Source organism: Bradyrhizobium sp. (assembly GCF_019242285.1).
Lineage (GTDB): Bacteria > Pseudomonadota > Alphaproteobacteria > Rhizobiales > Xanthobacteraceae > Bradyrhizobium.
This window is the reverse complement of record NZ_JAFAVV010000830.1, coordinates 1-13,036: the sequence shown is the minus strand read 5'-3', so window position 1 is coordinate 13,036 and position 13,036 is coordinate 1. Positions and strand designations below refer to the sequence as shown.

The 13,036-nt window shown below is 66.4% G+C and carries 14 protein-coding genes; 5 read left to right on the top strand and 9 right to left on the bottom strand.

Annotated elements, in window-relative coordinates; translation table 11 throughout:
- Window positions 1-26: 26 nt before the first annotated feature.
- Window positions 27-1,283 (bottom strand): aspartate kinase, encoded by a 1,257-nt coding sequence (locus tag JOY90_RS34195; RefSeq protein ID WP_291695503.1) that lies wholly within the window; start codon window positions 1,281-1,283, stop codon window positions 27-29.
- 161 nt (window positions 1,284-1,444) lie between these two features.
- On the opposite strand from JOY90_RS34195, the gene JOY90_RS34190 reads away from it, so the two are divergent.
- The 3 genes from JOY90_RS34190 (at window position 1,445) to JOY90_RS34180 (ending at window position 3,703) form a co-directional block, all read left to right on the top strand.
- Window positions 1,445-1,915, top strand: a complete 471-nt coding sequence (locus JOY90_RS34190) for a PH domain-containing protein (protein WP_291695502.1) — start codon at window positions 1,445-1,447, stop codon at window positions 1,913-1,915.
- Window positions 1,916-1,917: 2 nt separating this feature from the next.
- Window positions 1,918-2,685: a bifunctional 2-polyprenyl-6-hydroxyphenol methylase/3-demethylubiquinol 3-O-methyltransferase UbiG gene (gene ubiG / locus JOY90_RS34185; RefSeq protein WP_291695501.1), complete on the top strand. Its 768-nt coding sequence runs from the start codon at window positions 1,918-1,920 to the stop codon at window positions 2,683-2,685.
- A 118-nt stretch (window positions 2,686-2,803) separates the two neighbouring features.
- A complete protein-coding gene (locus JOY90_RS34180) occupies window positions 2,804-3,703 on the top strand; it encodes a DMT family transporter (RefSeq protein WP_291695500.1) in 900 nt (299 codons plus the stop codon).
- Here the strand turns inward: JOY90_RS34180 and JOY90_RS34175 are convergent, their stop codons facing one another.
- From JOY90_RS34175 to JOY90_RS34155, 5 genes are all read right to left on the bottom strand, one after another.
- Complete coding sequence (locus tag JOY90_RS34175) at window positions 3,704-4,135, bottom strand: EamA family transporter (protein WP_291695499.1); 432 nt, start codon at window positions 4,133-4,135, stop codon at window positions 3,704-3,706. It abuts the gene before it with no gap.
- A 127-nt stretch (window positions 4,136-4,262) separates the two neighbouring features.
- A complete protein-coding gene (locus JOY90_RS34170; RefSeq protein ID WP_291695498.1) occupies window positions 4,263-4,754 on the bottom strand; it encodes a DUF1178 family protein in 492 nt (163 codons plus the stop codon).
- Window positions 4,751-5,629: a carbon-nitrogen hydrolase family protein gene (locus tag JOY90_RS34165; protein ID WP_291695497.1), complete on the bottom strand. Its 879-nt coding sequence runs from the start codon at window positions 5,627-5,629 to the stop codon at window positions 4,751-4,753. The genes JOY90_RS34170 and JOY90_RS34165 overlap by 4 nt, the downstream gene beginning before the upstream one ends.
- On the bottom strand, window positions 5,629-5,901 hold the full coding sequence (gene grxC, locus JOY90_RS34160; RefSeq protein ID WP_291695496.1) for a glutaredoxin 3: 273 nt from the start codon (window positions 5,899-5,901) through the stop codon (window positions 5,629-5,631). Before grxC ends, JOY90_RS34165 begins: the two co-directional genes overlap by 1 nt.
- Before the next feature lie 30 nt (window positions 5,902-5,931).
- Window positions 5,932-6,741 carry a ComF family protein gene (locus JOY90_RS34155; protein WP_291695504.1) on the bottom strand — a complete coding sequence of 270 codons (810 nt, stop codon included), beginning with the start codon at window positions 6,739-6,741 and terminating at the stop codon, window positions 5,932-5,934.
- Between the two features lie 77 nt (window positions 6,742-6,818).
- Between JOY90_RS34155 and JOY90_RS34150 the strand changes: the two genes are divergently transcribed.
- Window positions 6,819-7,664, top strand: a complete 846-nt coding sequence (locus JOY90_RS34150) for a methyltransferase domain-containing protein (RefSeq protein WP_291695495.1) — start codon at window positions 6,819-6,821, stop codon at window positions 7,662-7,664.
- A gap of 6 nt (window positions 7,665-7,670) precedes the next feature.
- Here JOY90_RS34150 and mutT read toward each other — a convergent pair whose 3' ends face one another.
- The 3 genes from mutT to JOY90_RS34135 form a co-directional block, all read right to left on the bottom strand.
- Complete coding sequence (gene mutT / locus JOY90_RS34145; RefSeq protein WP_291695494.1) at window positions 7,671-8,081, bottom strand: 8-oxo-dGTP diphosphatase MutT; 411 nt, start codon at window positions 8,079-8,081, stop codon at window positions 7,671-7,673.
- A 266-nt stretch (window positions 8,082-8,347) separates the two neighbouring features.
- Window positions 8,348-9,589 (bottom strand): bifunctional glutamate N-acetyltransferase/amino-acid acetyltransferase ArgJ, encoded by a 1,242-nt coding sequence (gene argJ / locus JOY90_RS34140; RefSeq protein WP_291695493.1) that lies wholly within the window; start codon window positions 9,587-9,589, stop codon window positions 8,348-8,350.
- A gap of 175 nt (window positions 9,590-9,764) precedes the next feature.
- Window positions 9,765-10,661, bottom strand: coding sequence for a peptidylprolyl isomerase (locus JOY90_RS34135; protein ID WP_291695492.1), 897 nt, complete (start codon window positions 10,659-10,661; stop codon window positions 9,765-9,767).
- A gap of 381 nt (window positions 10,662-11,042) precedes the next feature.
- On the opposite strand from JOY90_RS34135, the gene secA reads away from it, so the two are divergent.
- Window positions 11,043-13,036: preprotein translocase subunit SecA (gene secA, locus JOY90_RS34130; protein WP_291695491.1), on the top strand; the 1,994-nt coding region annotated here is incomplete at its 3' end.

The following is a 13,036-nucleotide window of genomic DNA, read 5'->3' as shown; positions in this document are numbered from 1 at the left end:
CTGCACCGCGTCCGGGACACGTGAACCTACACCTGATCCAGGCCGTAGAGCGTATGCAGCGTACGCACCGCGAGCTCGGTATAGACCGCATCGATCAGCACCGAGAACTTGATCTCGGAGGTGGTGATGGCACGGATATTGATGTTGCGGGTGGCGAGGGCCGAAAAGGCCTGGGCGGCGACACCGGCATGGCTGCGCATGCCGCTGCCGATCACCGAAATCTTGGCGACGTCGGTCGCAGTGTCCATCCGCGCATAGCCGATCGCGGCCTTGGCGCGGGTGATGGTCTCGCGCGCCCGGCCATAGTCGGCGGCCGGCACGGTGAAGGTGAGGTCGGTGGTCTTGCCGTCCTCCGAGACGTTCTGCACGATCATGTCGACGTTGATGTTGGCCTCCGCCAGCGGCCCGAAGATCGAGGCGGCGACCCCCGGCTTGTCCTCGAGCTGGCGCACGGAAATCTGCGCCTCGTCCTTGGAGAAGGCGATGCCGGTGACGACGTGGCTTTCCATGATTTGCTCCTCGCTGCAGATCAGCGTGCCCGGCGGCTGGTTGGCGTGGGGGTCGATGTCCTCCGGCCTGTCGAAGCTGGAGCGGACGAAGATCGGCATGTTGTGCACCATGCCGAGCTCGACCGAGCGCACCTGCAGCACCTTGGCGCCCTGCGACGCCAATTCCAGCATGTCCTCGAACGCGATCTTGTCCAGCCGCCGCGCCTTCGACACCACGCGCGGGTCGGTGGTGTAGACGCCGTCGACGTCGGTGTAGATGTCGCAGCGGTCGGCGCGGATCGCCGCTGCGATCGCCACCGCCGAGGTATCGGAGCCGCCGCGCCCGAGCGTGGTGATGCGGCCGGTCGCGGGAAAGATGCCCTGGAAGCCCGCGATGACCGCGACCTCCTTGCGGTCTTCGAAGCGGTGGATCAGTTCGCGGCCATCGATTTCGAGGATGCGCGCGGAGGCATGGGCGTCGGAGGTCAGAATCGGAATCTGCCAGCCCTGCCACGAGCGCGCCTGGATGCCGATGCCCTGCAGCACGATCGCGAGCAGGCCGGAGGTGACCTGCTCGCCGGAAGCCACCACGGCGTCATATTCGCGCGCATCATGCATCGGCGAGGCGTTGCGGCACCATTCGACGAGCTCGTTGGTCTTGCCGGCCATGGCCGATACCACCACCGCGACGTCATGGCCGGCGTCGACCTCGCGCTTCACGTGGCGTGCGACGTTGCGGATCCGGTCGAGATTGGCGACGGACGTGCCGCCGAATTTCATCACGAGGCGACCCATGACGAGACGTGTATTCCCTGCAAGAGGATAAGTTCGATGGGTCCCCGCGAAACCGCGAGCGCCCGGCCCGAAACGCGCGTATACATAGCGTCGCGTTCCGGGGCAAGCGGGTTCCGGGCGGGTTGGTAATTGTGGCGGCTGGAATAGGCGAGGCGGAGTAGATGGCGCGTTATATCGACGAGATCCTGCAGCCCGGCGAGAAGGTGCTGTATTCGACCAACGCGCACTGGGTGTTCTACCTGCCGGCGATCGCGGCCTGGATCGTGGCGCTGGCCCTGTTCACCCTGTCGCGGATGACCACGATCGACGCGGTCACGCTGTTGTGCCTGGCTTCGGCCGCGGTGGTGGCGATCGTGGCGCTGTATTGGACCTTCCGGGCCTGGTTCCACCGGCTGACCACCGAGACCGACGTCACCAACATCCGCGTCGTGCACAAGACCGGCTTCATCCGGCGCCGCACTTTCGAGATGGCGCTGGACAAAGTCGAGAGCGTCGACGTCGACCAGAGCATCCTGGGCCGCATTCTCGGCTATGGCGACGTAACCATCCAGGGCGTCGGCGAGGGCAAGGAGGTCATCAAGACCATCGCCTCGCCGCTGCAGTTCCGCAGCCACATCACCACCGTGCGGTAGCCATGTCGGGGGATTTTCGCGCCAGCACGTCCGGTGGGGGCGGATCGACCATCGACCCCGCCGAGATCGCCAAGTTCTCGAAACTTTCGGCGGAGTGGTGGGACCCCAATGGCAAGATGAAGCCGCTGCACCGGATCAATCCGCTGCGGCTAGGCTACATCCGCGACGCGGCCTGCCGCAAGTTCGAGCGCAACGTCCGCAGCCTGGGCTGCCTGTCCGGCCTCCGCCTGCTCGACATCGGCTGCGGCGCGGGCCTGTTGTGCGAGCCGTTCTCCCGGCTCGGCGCGCAGGTGATCGGGGTCGATCCCTCCGCCTCCAACATCGCCGCCGCCAGGCTGCATGCCGACAAGGGGCATCTGTCGATCGACTATCGCTGCACCACCATCGAGGAGATGGATATGCGCGAGCGGTTCGACATCGTGCTGGCGATGGAGGTGGTCGAACACGTCGCCGACGTCGGCCTGTTCCTCGGCCGCTGCGGAGCGGTGCTGAAGCCGGGCGGGCTGATGGTGGTGTCGACGCTGAACCGCAACTGGAAGAGCTTTGCGCTCGCCATCGTCGGCGCCGAATATGTGCTGCGCTGGCTGCCGCGCGGCACCCATCAATGGGACAGGTTCATCACCCCCGACGAGCTCGCCAAACATCTGCTCGACAACCGCCTCGTCGTCACCGAGCAGAGCGGCGTGGTCTACAGCCCCTTCGCCGATCGCTGGAGCCTTTCCGCCGACATGGACGTGAACTACATGGTGGTGGCCGAGCAGATGGTGTGACGGAGGCTTCCGGCCGCGACGGGATCGGCGGCCTGCAATCCTGTCATGCAACGTCCGGGTTGACCGCACCTGCGGTGACCGGCAGGTTGGCCTGCCATTTCAGCCGACAGTCCCGTTCATGTTTTCCACCGCCTCGCTCTGGATTCCCTTCACCATCGTCGCCGCGCTCGGCCAGGTCGCACGCAATGCGATGCAGCGGTCATTGACCGGGCCGCTCGGCACCTGGGGCGCGACCAATATCCGCTTCCTGTTCGGTTTTCCATTCTCGCTCTTGTTCCTGGTCGGTGTGCTGGCGTTCACGGGCGATCGCGTGCCATGGCCTGCAGGCGTGTTCTGGCCGTGGCTCTTGCTCGGCGCGCTGACCCAGATCATCGCCACCGGCATGATGCTGCTCGCCATGAATGCGCGTTCCTTCGTGGTGACGACGGCCTATCTGAAGACCGAGGCGATCCAGACCGCGATCTTCGGCTTCGTCTTTCTCGGCGACCAGCTCACGGCGATGAAAGTGGTCGCGATCCTGGTCGCGACCATCGGCGTCATCCTCACCGCGCTGAGGCCCGGCGGGGAGAAGAGCTTCGCCGAGGTGCGGCCGACCATCGTCGGGCTGGTCGCCGCGGCGATGTTCGCGCTGTCGGCGATCGGCTATCGCGGCGCCATCATCACGCTGAGCGGGCTCTCCTTCGTCACCGCGGCGACCTACACGCTGGTGTGGGGCTTGTTCGTGCAGACCCTGCTATTGACGATCTATCTGTTGTGGCGCGCGCCGAAGATCCTGAGGTCGATCCTCGGCCTATGGCGGCCCTCGATGCTCGCCGGCTTCATGGGGGCGTTCGCCTCGCAGTTCTGGTTCCTGGCGTTCGCGCTCACGGCGGCCGCCAATGTGCGCACGCTGGCGCTGGTCGAGGTGCTGTTCGCGCAGGGCGTGGCCTATTACTCGTTCAAGCAGCGCGCCTCTGCGCGGGAATTGTCGGGGATCGCGCTGATCGTGATCGGCGTGGCGCTGCTGGTGGCGGCCTGATCAGCTCTTGACCACGATCAGCACCGCGCCGGCCGAGATCAGCGCGATGCCGAGCCAGCCGTTCAGCGAGGGACGCTCGCCGAGAAAGGCTGCGCCGAACAGCGCCACCAGTACCACGCTCAATTTGTCGATCGGCGCCACCAGCGTCGCCGGTCCGAGCTTCAGCGCGCGAAAGTAGCATAGCCAGGACGCGCCGGTGCCGAGCCCCGACAGCAGCAGGAACAGCCAGGTCTTGCCCGAGATCGGCCCGGGATGGCCGAGCTGGCCGGTCGCAAGCAGGATCAACGCAAGCGCCACCAGCACGATCACGGTGCGGATCAGCGTGGCGAGGTCGGAATTGATGCCCTCGACGCCGACCTTGGCGAAGATCGCGGTCAGCGCCGCGAACGCCGCGGAGAGAAGCGCCCAGACTTGCCAGGATTGAAAGGACATATGAGCCCCTTGTCGTCGTTCCGGGGCGCGCGTTAGCGCGAACCACGGTGCGCAATGGCGCACCTGAGAATCTCGAGACTTCGGGTCTGGTGCTGGCGCACCATCCCGGAATGACGCGCGTCGCGCGTCAGTTCCTGTCTTCCGGCAGCACCGGGAGCGGCGAGACCTCGACGCCTTCCTCGATCAGTGCGCGCGCCTCGTCCGGCGAGGCCTCGCCGTAGATCGGGCGGTGCTCGATGTCGCCATAGTGCATCTTGCGCGCCTCGTTGGGGAAGCGCTCGCCGACATTGTCGGCGTTCTTGACGACGTAATCCCGCAATTCCTTGAGCTTGGACCGCAGCTCATGCTCCTGCGCCATCATCAGCGGCGACGGCGCCGCGTTCGGCGTCTCCACTGGTGCGGTCGGCGGCGCGGACGTGGTGGCCAACGGCTCGGCGGTGCGGTCGCGGCCTTTCTTGGCAACGATCCGCGGCGCCATGATCGCCTTCTCGATCTTGACCGAATTGCAGACCGGACAGCTCACGAGGTCGCGCGCGACTTGCTGGTCGTAGGCGGTGGAGTCCTGGAACCAGCTCTCGAAACTGTGGCCCTGCTCACAGCGGAGCGAGTATCGGATCATGCCGAACCCCGCACCAGGTGCAGATGCTCGGGCCCGTTCCTCGGATCAGCGACGCCAAAACGCCGGCCATGCTGCAGCGAGGGTATCGACTTGCGCGCGGCCTCGACCCTGGCGGGGTCGATCTTCGTCAGGAACACGCCGGGCTCGGTGCCGCCCTCGGCGAGAATCTCACCCCACGGGCTCACGATCAACGAATGGCCATAGGTTTCGCGCTTGTTCTCGTGCATGCCGCCCTGGGCGGCGGCGAACACGAAGCAGCCGGTCTCGATGGCACGGGCACGCAATAGCGTGTGCCAATGCGCTTCGCCGGTCTTGCGGGTGAAGGCCGACGGCACCGTGAGGAAGGCCGCGCCGCTTTCGGCGAGCGCGCGGTAGAGCGCCGGAAAGCGCAGATCATAGCAGATGGTCAGCCCGATCCGACCCCAGGGCAGGTCGGAGATGACCGCCGTCTCGCCCGGCTGGTAGTTCGCCGATTCGCGGTAGCTCTCGCCATCCGGAAGATCGATGTCGAACATGTGGATCTTGTCGTAGCTCGCGAGAATCATGCCGTCGGGGGCGATCAGGAAGGAGCGGTTGACCGCCTTCTCGGCCGAGAAGCGCAGCGCCAGCGAGCCGATATGCAGATGGATCTTCAATTCCTTCGCCAGCCCGCGATAGGCCTTCAGCGACAGATCCTCGTCCTCGCTCGACAGATGCTCGAACAGCGCCTTGCGGTTCAATTGCATCATGTTGCTCACTTCGGGGGTGAGCACGTAGTCGGCCCCTTCGGCTGCGGCCTGCCGGATCAGCTTCATGCCCTGCGCGAGACTCGGCTCGGGCAGGAGCGCGGTGCGCATCTGCACCATGGCGGCGGTGAAGGTGAGGTCAGCGCTCATCAGGAAGCCTTTTCGCCCGCGAGCAGCGCGTCGAGCTTGCCGGCGCGGTCGAGCGCGTAGAGCTCGTCGCAGCCCCCGACATGCATCTCGCCGATGAAGATCTGCGGAAAGGTCGTGCCTTCGCCGGCACGGTCGTACATCTTCTGGCGGAAGCTCGGGTCCTTGCCGGCGTCATATTCGGTGAAGACGGCCTGCTTACGGGCCAACAGCGATTTGGCGGCGCTGCAATAGCCACAGCCCGGACGGGTATAGATTTCGATCGCAGCGGTCATCTCGCGCTCGGTTTGAACAGGAAGTCCCGACTATATGGGAGTTTTGGGGGTATCGACAACCCGGGCAAAGACCATGACGTCGACCTGGGCCGCCCTGGCGCGCAGCAGCGCCCGCGCGCAAGCGTCGAGGGTTGCACCCGATGTCAAGACGTCGTCGACCAGGATGACGCGGCGGCCCCGGACCTCGGGCTGCCGGTCGGGGGGTACCTTGAAGGCTCCCTGCACATTGCTGGCGCGCTGCGCGCGCGACAGCCCGACCTGCTGCGCCGTGGCGCGAACGCGCACGAGCACGTCACCCTGGAGCTGCACGGCGCTGTGCCGCTCGATCGCGCGCGCCAGCGCGGCCGACTGGTTGTAGCGGCGCTGCCACGCCCGTCGCCAATGCAAGGGCACCGGAATCAACATATCGGCGCCGGCGAGCAATTCGCGTCCGGCCCGCACCATCCAGCGGCCCATGGTCGGAGCGAGATCGGTGCGGTCCTGGTACTTCAGCGCGTGCACCAGCGTGCGGGCGACGTCGTCGTAGCGCACCGCCGCGCGCGCCCGCTGGTAGGCGGGCGGGCTTGCGATCGCCTCCATCGAAAGCATGTCGGGTCCGGGATCGTAGACGAAGGGAATGCCGAGCCGCGGGCAGCAGGGCTGCTCGATGAACGAGAGCTTTGCCCAGCACGCCGCGCAGACGCCGTCGCCGGAGACCGGCTCGCGGCAGGCGACACAGAGCGTCGGCAGCGCAATGTCGAGCGCGAGCTGCGCGGCCGTCTTCCAGGCGCGATGGCCGGCGCCGAGCGCGTGGCGGAACACGGTCAGAGGCGAGCGGGATGGGGCGATCTCGGCTTCCATGCCTGCCAAAGCTAGCTTTGCCGGTTCCGTCACTCAAGCCGTTGCCTACGGCGACGGGAACGGCTTAACCCGCTGCCATGGCCACAACCCCGTCCGCTGCCCCTGTCCTGTTCGACCGCGCGCTGCTCGCGGCGCGGCAGGGGCGCGCGCGGCGGTCGGGGCCCGTGACCTTCCTGCTCGATCGCGCCGCCGAGGACATGGTGGATCGGCTCGCCGCGGTGAACCGGCGTTTTGCCGAAGTCGCCGAGCTGTGGACGCCGGGGGAAGGCGTGCTGCCGGCCGCGCGTTTCGAGCGGGTCACGCGGGTCGCGCTCGCGGATTCGCCGGCCGAAGCACTGCCGCTTCGGCCCGAAAGCCTCGACCTCGTCGCGTCCGCCCTGGCGCTGCAATTCGTCAACGACCTGCCCGGTGTGCTCGCGCAGATCCGCCGCGCGCTGAAGCCGGACGGGCTTTTGCTCGCGGCGATGGTCGGCGGCGACAGCCTCACCGAGTTGCGGCAGGCGTTCGCGGCGGCCGAGGCCGAATGCGAAGGCGGGGTGTCGCCGCGGGTGGCGCCGTTCGCCGATCTTCGCGACATCGGCGCGCTGTTGCAGCGCGCCGGCTTCGCGCTGCCGGTCACCGACGTCGATCGCGTCGTGGTACGCTACGACAGCGCGTTCGCGCTGATGGCCGATCTCAGGCGGATGGGCGCGACCAACGTCCTGCGCGAGCGGCGGCGGGCGCCGACCCGCCGTGCCACGATGCTGCGGATGGCGGACATCTATGCCGAGCGCTTTGCCGATGCCGACGGCCGCGTCCGCGCCACCTTCGACATCGTCTGGCTGTCCGGCTGGGCGCCGCATGAGAGCCAGCCGAAGCCGCTGCGGCCTGGCTCGGCGACGGCGAGCCTGGAAAAGGCGGTGAAGAAGGGCGGGAGCCGCTGACCGCGGTCACATCAACAGCTCGACCAGGTGCGGCAGCAGCGGGATGTCCGCCGGCGGCATCGGATAGTCGCGCAGCCTGTTGGCGCGCACCCAGGCGAGCGTCTGGCCCTCGCGCGCCGCCGGGCTGCCCTCCCAGCGCCGGCAGACATAGAGCGGCATCAACAGATGAAAGCTCTCATAGGCATGGCTGGCAAAGGTGAGCGGCGCCAGGCAGGGCTCCTCGACCTGGATGCCGAGCTCCTCGCTCAGCTCGCGGATCAAGGTCTGCTCCGGCCGCTCGCCGGCCTCGACCTTGCCGCCGGGAAACTCCCACAGGCCTGCCATCGATTTCCCCGGCGGCCGCTGCGCGATCAGCACCCGGTTGTCGGCGTCGATCAGCGCGCAGGCCACCACCAGCGTGAGCTTGAGTTCGGCCATGGTGTGCTACTCGAACTCGGCTCGTTGAGATTCGGCAAAGCTGTTCCGGCAGCGGCGGTGCGCTCCCTCTCCCGCTTGCGGGGGAGGGCTGGGGTGGGTGTGCCACTCGGGGATTCGCAATTGCTGGCGAGCCGCGTCCGCCCCCACCCGCCGCGCTCTTGCGAGCGCGTCGACCTCCCCCGCATCCGCCTTCGCCAAGGCTTCGGCGGACAAGCGTGGGAGAGGTGAACGGAGTTCGCGGACAGATCGATCCAAAACCATCACCGCTACGACCGATAATCGCCATTGATCGCGACATATTCCTTGGTGAGGTCGCAGGTCAGCACGCGGTCGCGGCCCTTGCCGAGGCCGAGGCTGACCTTGATCTGGATCTTCGGCGCCTTCATCGCCTCCGACACCTGCTTTTCGTCGTAGGATGGATCGCGCGCGCCGCTTTTCGCGACCCGGATGCCGTTGAACGCAATCGAGAGCTTGTCGCGGTCGGCGGGCTCGCCGGCCTTGCCGACCGCCATCACCACGCGGCCCCAATTGGCGTCCTCGCCGGCGATCGCAGTCTTCACCAAAGGCGAGTTCGCGACCGACATCGCGATCTTCCGCGCCGACATCTTGCTCACCGCGCCCTCGACGATGATCTCGACGAATTTGCGCGCGCCTTCGCCGTCGCGCACCACCTGTTCGGAGAGGTCGGCGAGCAGCGCGTGCAGCGCCTTGGTGAAGGCCTTGAGCCGCGGATCGGAGGCGCGGCTGATCTTCGGCGCGCCATGAGCGGCGGCCGCGCCGGTGGCAAAGGCCATCAGCGTGTCCGAGGTCGAGGTGTCGCCGTCGATGGTGACGGCGTTGAAGGTGTCTTCGACGCCGCTCTTGAGCAGCGATTGCAGCGCGGCCGCCGAGATCGGCGCGTCGGTGAACACGAAGGACAGCATGGTCGCCATGTCGGGCGCAATCATGCCGGCGCCCTTGGCCATGCCGTTGATGGTGACCTTGGCCTTGCCGAGCTTGACGGTCGCGGTCGCGACTTTTGGAAAGGTATCGGTGGTCATGATCGCCTTGGCGGCGCCGATCCAGTCGGCGGGCGCGTTGCTCTTGGCGAGATCGCCGAGCACGCCGTCGAACTTGCTGGCGTCCAGCGGCTCGCCGATCACCCCGGTGGAGGCCAGGAACACCTCGTTCTGGCTGCAGGCCACCGCCTTGGCGGCGATCTGTGCGGTGAGCGCGGTCGACTGCTTGCCGGTCTTGCCGGTGAAGGCATTGGCATTGCCGGAATTGACCACCAGCGCGCGCGCCTTGCCGCCCTTGAGCTTGGCCCGGCACCATTCGACTGGCGCGGATGCGCATTTGGACCGGGTGAATACCCCGGCCACCGTCGTGCCCTCGTCCAGGATCGCGAGCAGCACGTCGGTGCGGCCCTTGTAGCGGATGCCGGCGGCCGCGGTCGCGAGCCTGACGCCGGCGATCTCGGGCATGTCGGGGAGTTCGGTCGGGGCGAGCGGGGACACGGTTGAGGACATGGGAAGCGCTTCCGGCGGGCGATGCAAAAGGAAGCGCTCTGTATCACCTCTGCTCGCGGGCGGGGAGAGGTTGCGTTGCCGATGAAAACAAGAAAGCCGGACGAGGGACCTCGTCCGGCTTGCGAAACGTTCGCCCCGCTGCTCCCGGCAGGCGGCCGTCAGGACAGCGACCGGGCTATTTTTTCGCAGGTGCCGGTGCGGCCGCGGCATCCGGCTTGGCGGCGCCCTGGGCCGGCTTGTCCATGCGTTCGATATTGGCGGCCTCGCGCAGCTTGCCGACATAATCGGCCTGCGCCTTGCGAGCGACATAGGTCTCGATCTGGCCCTTGACCTGCTCGAACTCCGGCGCCTTGCGGCTGCGCTTCTCCTCGACCTTGATGACGTGCCAGCCGAACTGGGTCTTGATCGGATCGGAAATCTTGCCGGGCTCGAGCGCGAAGGCGGCGGTAGAGAATTCCGGCACCATCTGGTCCTTGGTGAAGAAGCCGAGGTCGCCGCCATCGGAGGCGCCGGGATCCTTGGACTTCTTCTTGGCGAGCTCGGCGAAATCGGCGCCCTTCTTGAGCTCGTCCTCGACCGCCTTGGCGTCGTCCTCGGTCTCCACCAAGATGTGGCGGGCATGCACCTCCTGCTCGCCCGCGATCTCCTTGGAGGCGTCGGCATAGACCTTCTTCATGGCGTCGTCCGTGGTGGCGGCCTTGCCCTCGGTCGCCAGCAGGCTGTCCATCAGCAGCCGGTTGCGGGTGAAGGCGAGCCGCTTCTTGAATTCCTCGGTATCCTGGACCTTCTTGTCCTCGGCCGCCTTCGACACGACCTTCATGTCGATCAGGAAGGCGAGCACGTTGTCGTCCTTGCTGGCGGGGTCCATCTGCGCGAGGCTCGGCCCGAGTTCCTCTTCCGCGAGCGCGACGTCGCTCTGGTGGATCTCGGCGCCGTTGACCTTGGCGAGCAGCTTGTCCTCGGCGCGGGCAGGACCCGCGAAAAGCGCCAGCGCAAGACAGCCCGCCAGGGCGGTGGCAAAGGAAAAGTCAGGGCGCAGACCGCTTTTCGTTGCCGAGAACGGGGTGGTCATGGAAAATCCTTAACGTTCGGGATGGGCCGTTGGGGCGGCCGGGACACTCGCCCAATCGAGACACCTTGGCAACGCGAAACTCTGGCAAAATCATGAAATCCCGGCCATTCGGTGATGGTCCGAGGGCTATTCGGGACTGGGTCGGGGCGCCGTTGACAAGGCGGAAACCCAGCCATATTTCTGCACCAACTTGTCGCCGGCGATGGCGCTCATTTTGCTGCGTTTTCTGCCGCTGAACCCAGAATTGCTCAATATCCCACTCATTGGCGGTTGTGCGCGGGGTCCGATGGCACCAGGGCGCGTCACAGTGAGTTGATAGGCAATCAGGTAGACAACGTCACGGCGGCAACGCCTCTGACCGCAAGAGACAGGGATTTGGCAATGATCGGCGCGCTCGCCCGCAAGTTTTTCGGCTCCGCCAACGACCGGCGGGTGAAGGGGTACCAATCCCGGGTCAACGCCATCAATGCGCTGGAGGGCGAGGTCGCCGCACTCTCGGACGAGACGCTGAAGGCGCGCACCGCCGAGTTCAAGCGAGAACTCGCCGAAGGCAAGACGCTCGACGACATCCTGGTGCCGGCCTTCGCCACGGTGCGCGAGGCGGCCAAGCGCACGCTCGGCCAGCGCCATTTCGACGTGCAGCTGATCGGCGGCATGGTGCTGCACGAGGGCGACATCGCCGAGATGAAGACCGGCGAAGGCAAGACGCTGGTGGCGACGCTCGCGGTCTATCTCAACGCGCTGGCCGGCAAGGGCGTCCATGTCGTCACGGTCAACGACTATCTCGCCCGCCGCGACGCCGCCTGGATGGGGCAGATCTATTCCTTCCTGGGTCTGACCACCGGCGTGATCGTGCATGGCCTCGACGACAGCGAGCGCAAGCAGGCCTATGCGAGCGACATCACCTACGGCACCAACAACGAATACGGCTTCGACTATCTGCGCGACAATATGAAATACCGCCTGGAGGACATGGTCCAGCGCGGGCACTATTACGCGATCGTCGACGAGGTGGACTCGATCCTGATCGACGAGGCGCGCACGCCCCTGATCATCTCCGGCCCGCTCGACGACCGCTCCGAGTTCTACAACACCATCGACACCTTCTTCCCGAGACTCGACAAGTCCGACTACGACGTCGACGAGAAGCAGCGCACGGTGACGCTCACCGAGGCCGGCATGGAGAAGATCGAGACGCTGCTTCGCGAGGCCGGCCAGCTCAAGGGCGATTCGCTCTACGACGTCGAGAACGTCTCGGTCGTGCACCACATCAACCAGGCGCTACGCGCGCACACGCTGTTCACCCGCGACAAGGACTACATCGTCCGCGAGGGCGAGGTCGTGATCATCGACGAGTTCACCGGCCGCATGATGCCGGGCCGGCGCTACTCCGAAGGTCTGCACCAGGCTCTGGAGGCCAAGGAGCACCAGCCGGTGCAGCCGGAGAACCAGACGCTCGCCTCGATCACCTTCCAGAACTATTTCCGCATGTACGAGAAGCTCGCCGGCATGACCGGCACGGCCGCTACCGAGGCCGACGAGCTGTTCGACATCTACAAGCTCGAGGTCGTGGAGATCCCGACCAACCTGCCGGTGGCGCGCCTCGACGAGGACGACGAGGTCTATCGGACGCAGAAGGAGAAATACGCCGCGATCCTGGCCGAGATCGAGCGCGCCAACCAGCGGCTGCAACCGGTTCTGGTCGGCACCGCCTCGATCGAGAAGTCGGAGGTGCTGGCCGAGTTCTTGAAGCAGAACGGCTACAAGCAGATCGATTTCGGCAAGCCCGGCGCGCTCGACAAGCTCTATGCCGCGGCGCGCGCCGGCAAGCCGGCAAAATTGTTCGCGGTCTTGAACGCGCGCTTCCACGAGCAGGAAGCCTATATCGTGGCGGAAGCCGGCGTGCCCGGCGCGATCACGATCGCGACCAACATGGCCGGCCGCGGCACCGACATCAAACTCGGCGGCTCGCTCGACATGCGCATCGCGCAGGAGACCGCCGAGATCACCGACGAGGCGGAAAAGGCGAAGCGGATCGAGCAGATCAAGGCCGACGTCGAGCGCTTCCGCGACATCGTGCTGAAGGCCGAGGAGACCGTCGAGCTCGAGCCGGCCAAGGGCGCAAAGCCGGCCAAGACCGTCGACAAGCCGGGCGGGCTCTACATCATCGGCTCCGAGCGTCATGAATCCCGCCGCATCGACAATCAGCTCCGTGGCCGCTCGGGCCGTCAGGGCGACCCCGGCCGCTCGAAGTTCTTCCTGTCGCTGGAAGACGATCTGATGCGGATCTTCGGCTCCGACCGGCTCGATTCCATGCTGACGCGGCTTGGCCTCAAGGAAGGCGAGGCCATCATCCATCCCTGGATCAACAAGGC

Excerpts from the sequence above, each read along its gene's own strand:
- JOY90_RS34180 (WP_291695500.1), top strand. The coding sequence starts at position 2,804 with ATGTTTTCCACCGCCTCGCTCTGGATTCCCTTCACCATCGTCGCCGCG.
- JOY90_RS34175 (WP_291695499.1), bottom strand. The coding sequence starts at position 4,135 with ATGTCCTTTCAATCCTGGCAAGTCTGGGCGCTTCTCTCCGCGGCGTTC.
- JOY90_RS34195 (WP_291695503.1), bottom strand. The coding sequence starts at position 1,283 with ATGGGTCGCCTCGTGATGAAATTCGGCGGCACGTCCGTCGCCAATCTC.
- JOY90_RS34165 (WP_291695497.1), bottom strand. The coding sequence starts at position 5,629 with ATGAGCGCTGACCTCACCTTCACCGCCGCCATGGTGCAGATGCGCACC.
- ubiG (WP_291695501.1), top strand. The coding sequence starts at position 1,918 with ATGTCGGGGGATTTTCGCGCCAGCACGTCCGGTGGGGGCGGATCGACC.
- grxC (WP_291695496.1), bottom strand. The coding sequence starts at position 5,901 with ATGACCGCTGCGATCGAAATCTATACCCGTCCGGGCTGTGGCTATTGC.
- mutT (WP_291695494.1), bottom strand. The coding sequence starts at position 8,081 with ATGGCCGAACTCAAGCTCACGCTGGTGGTGGCCTGCGCGCTGATCGAC.
- JOY90_RS34155 (WP_291695504.1), bottom strand. The coding sequence starts at position 6,741 with ATGGAAGCCGAGATCGCCCCATCCCGCTCGCCTCTGACCGTGTTCCGC.
- JOY90_RS34150 (WP_291695495.1), top strand. The coding sequence starts at position 6,819 with ATGGCCACAACCCCGTCCGCTGCCCCTGTCCTGTTCGACCGCGCGCTG.
- JOY90_RS34170 (WP_291695498.1), bottom strand. The coding sequence starts at position 4,754 with ATGATCCGATACTCGCTCCGCTGTGAGCAGGGCCACAGTTTCGAGAGC.
- JOY90_RS34135 (WP_291695492.1), bottom strand. The coding sequence starts at position 10,661 with ATGACCACCCCGTTCTCGGCAACGAAAAGCGGTCTGCGCCCTGACTTT.
- JOY90_RS34190 (WP_291695502.1), top strand. The coding sequence starts at position 1,445 with ATGGCGCGTTATATCGACGAGATCCTGCAGCCCGGCGAGAAGGTGCTG.
- argJ (WP_291695493.1), bottom strand. The coding sequence starts at position 9,589 with ATGTCCTCAACCGTGTCCCCGCTCGCCCCGACCGAACTCCCCGACATG.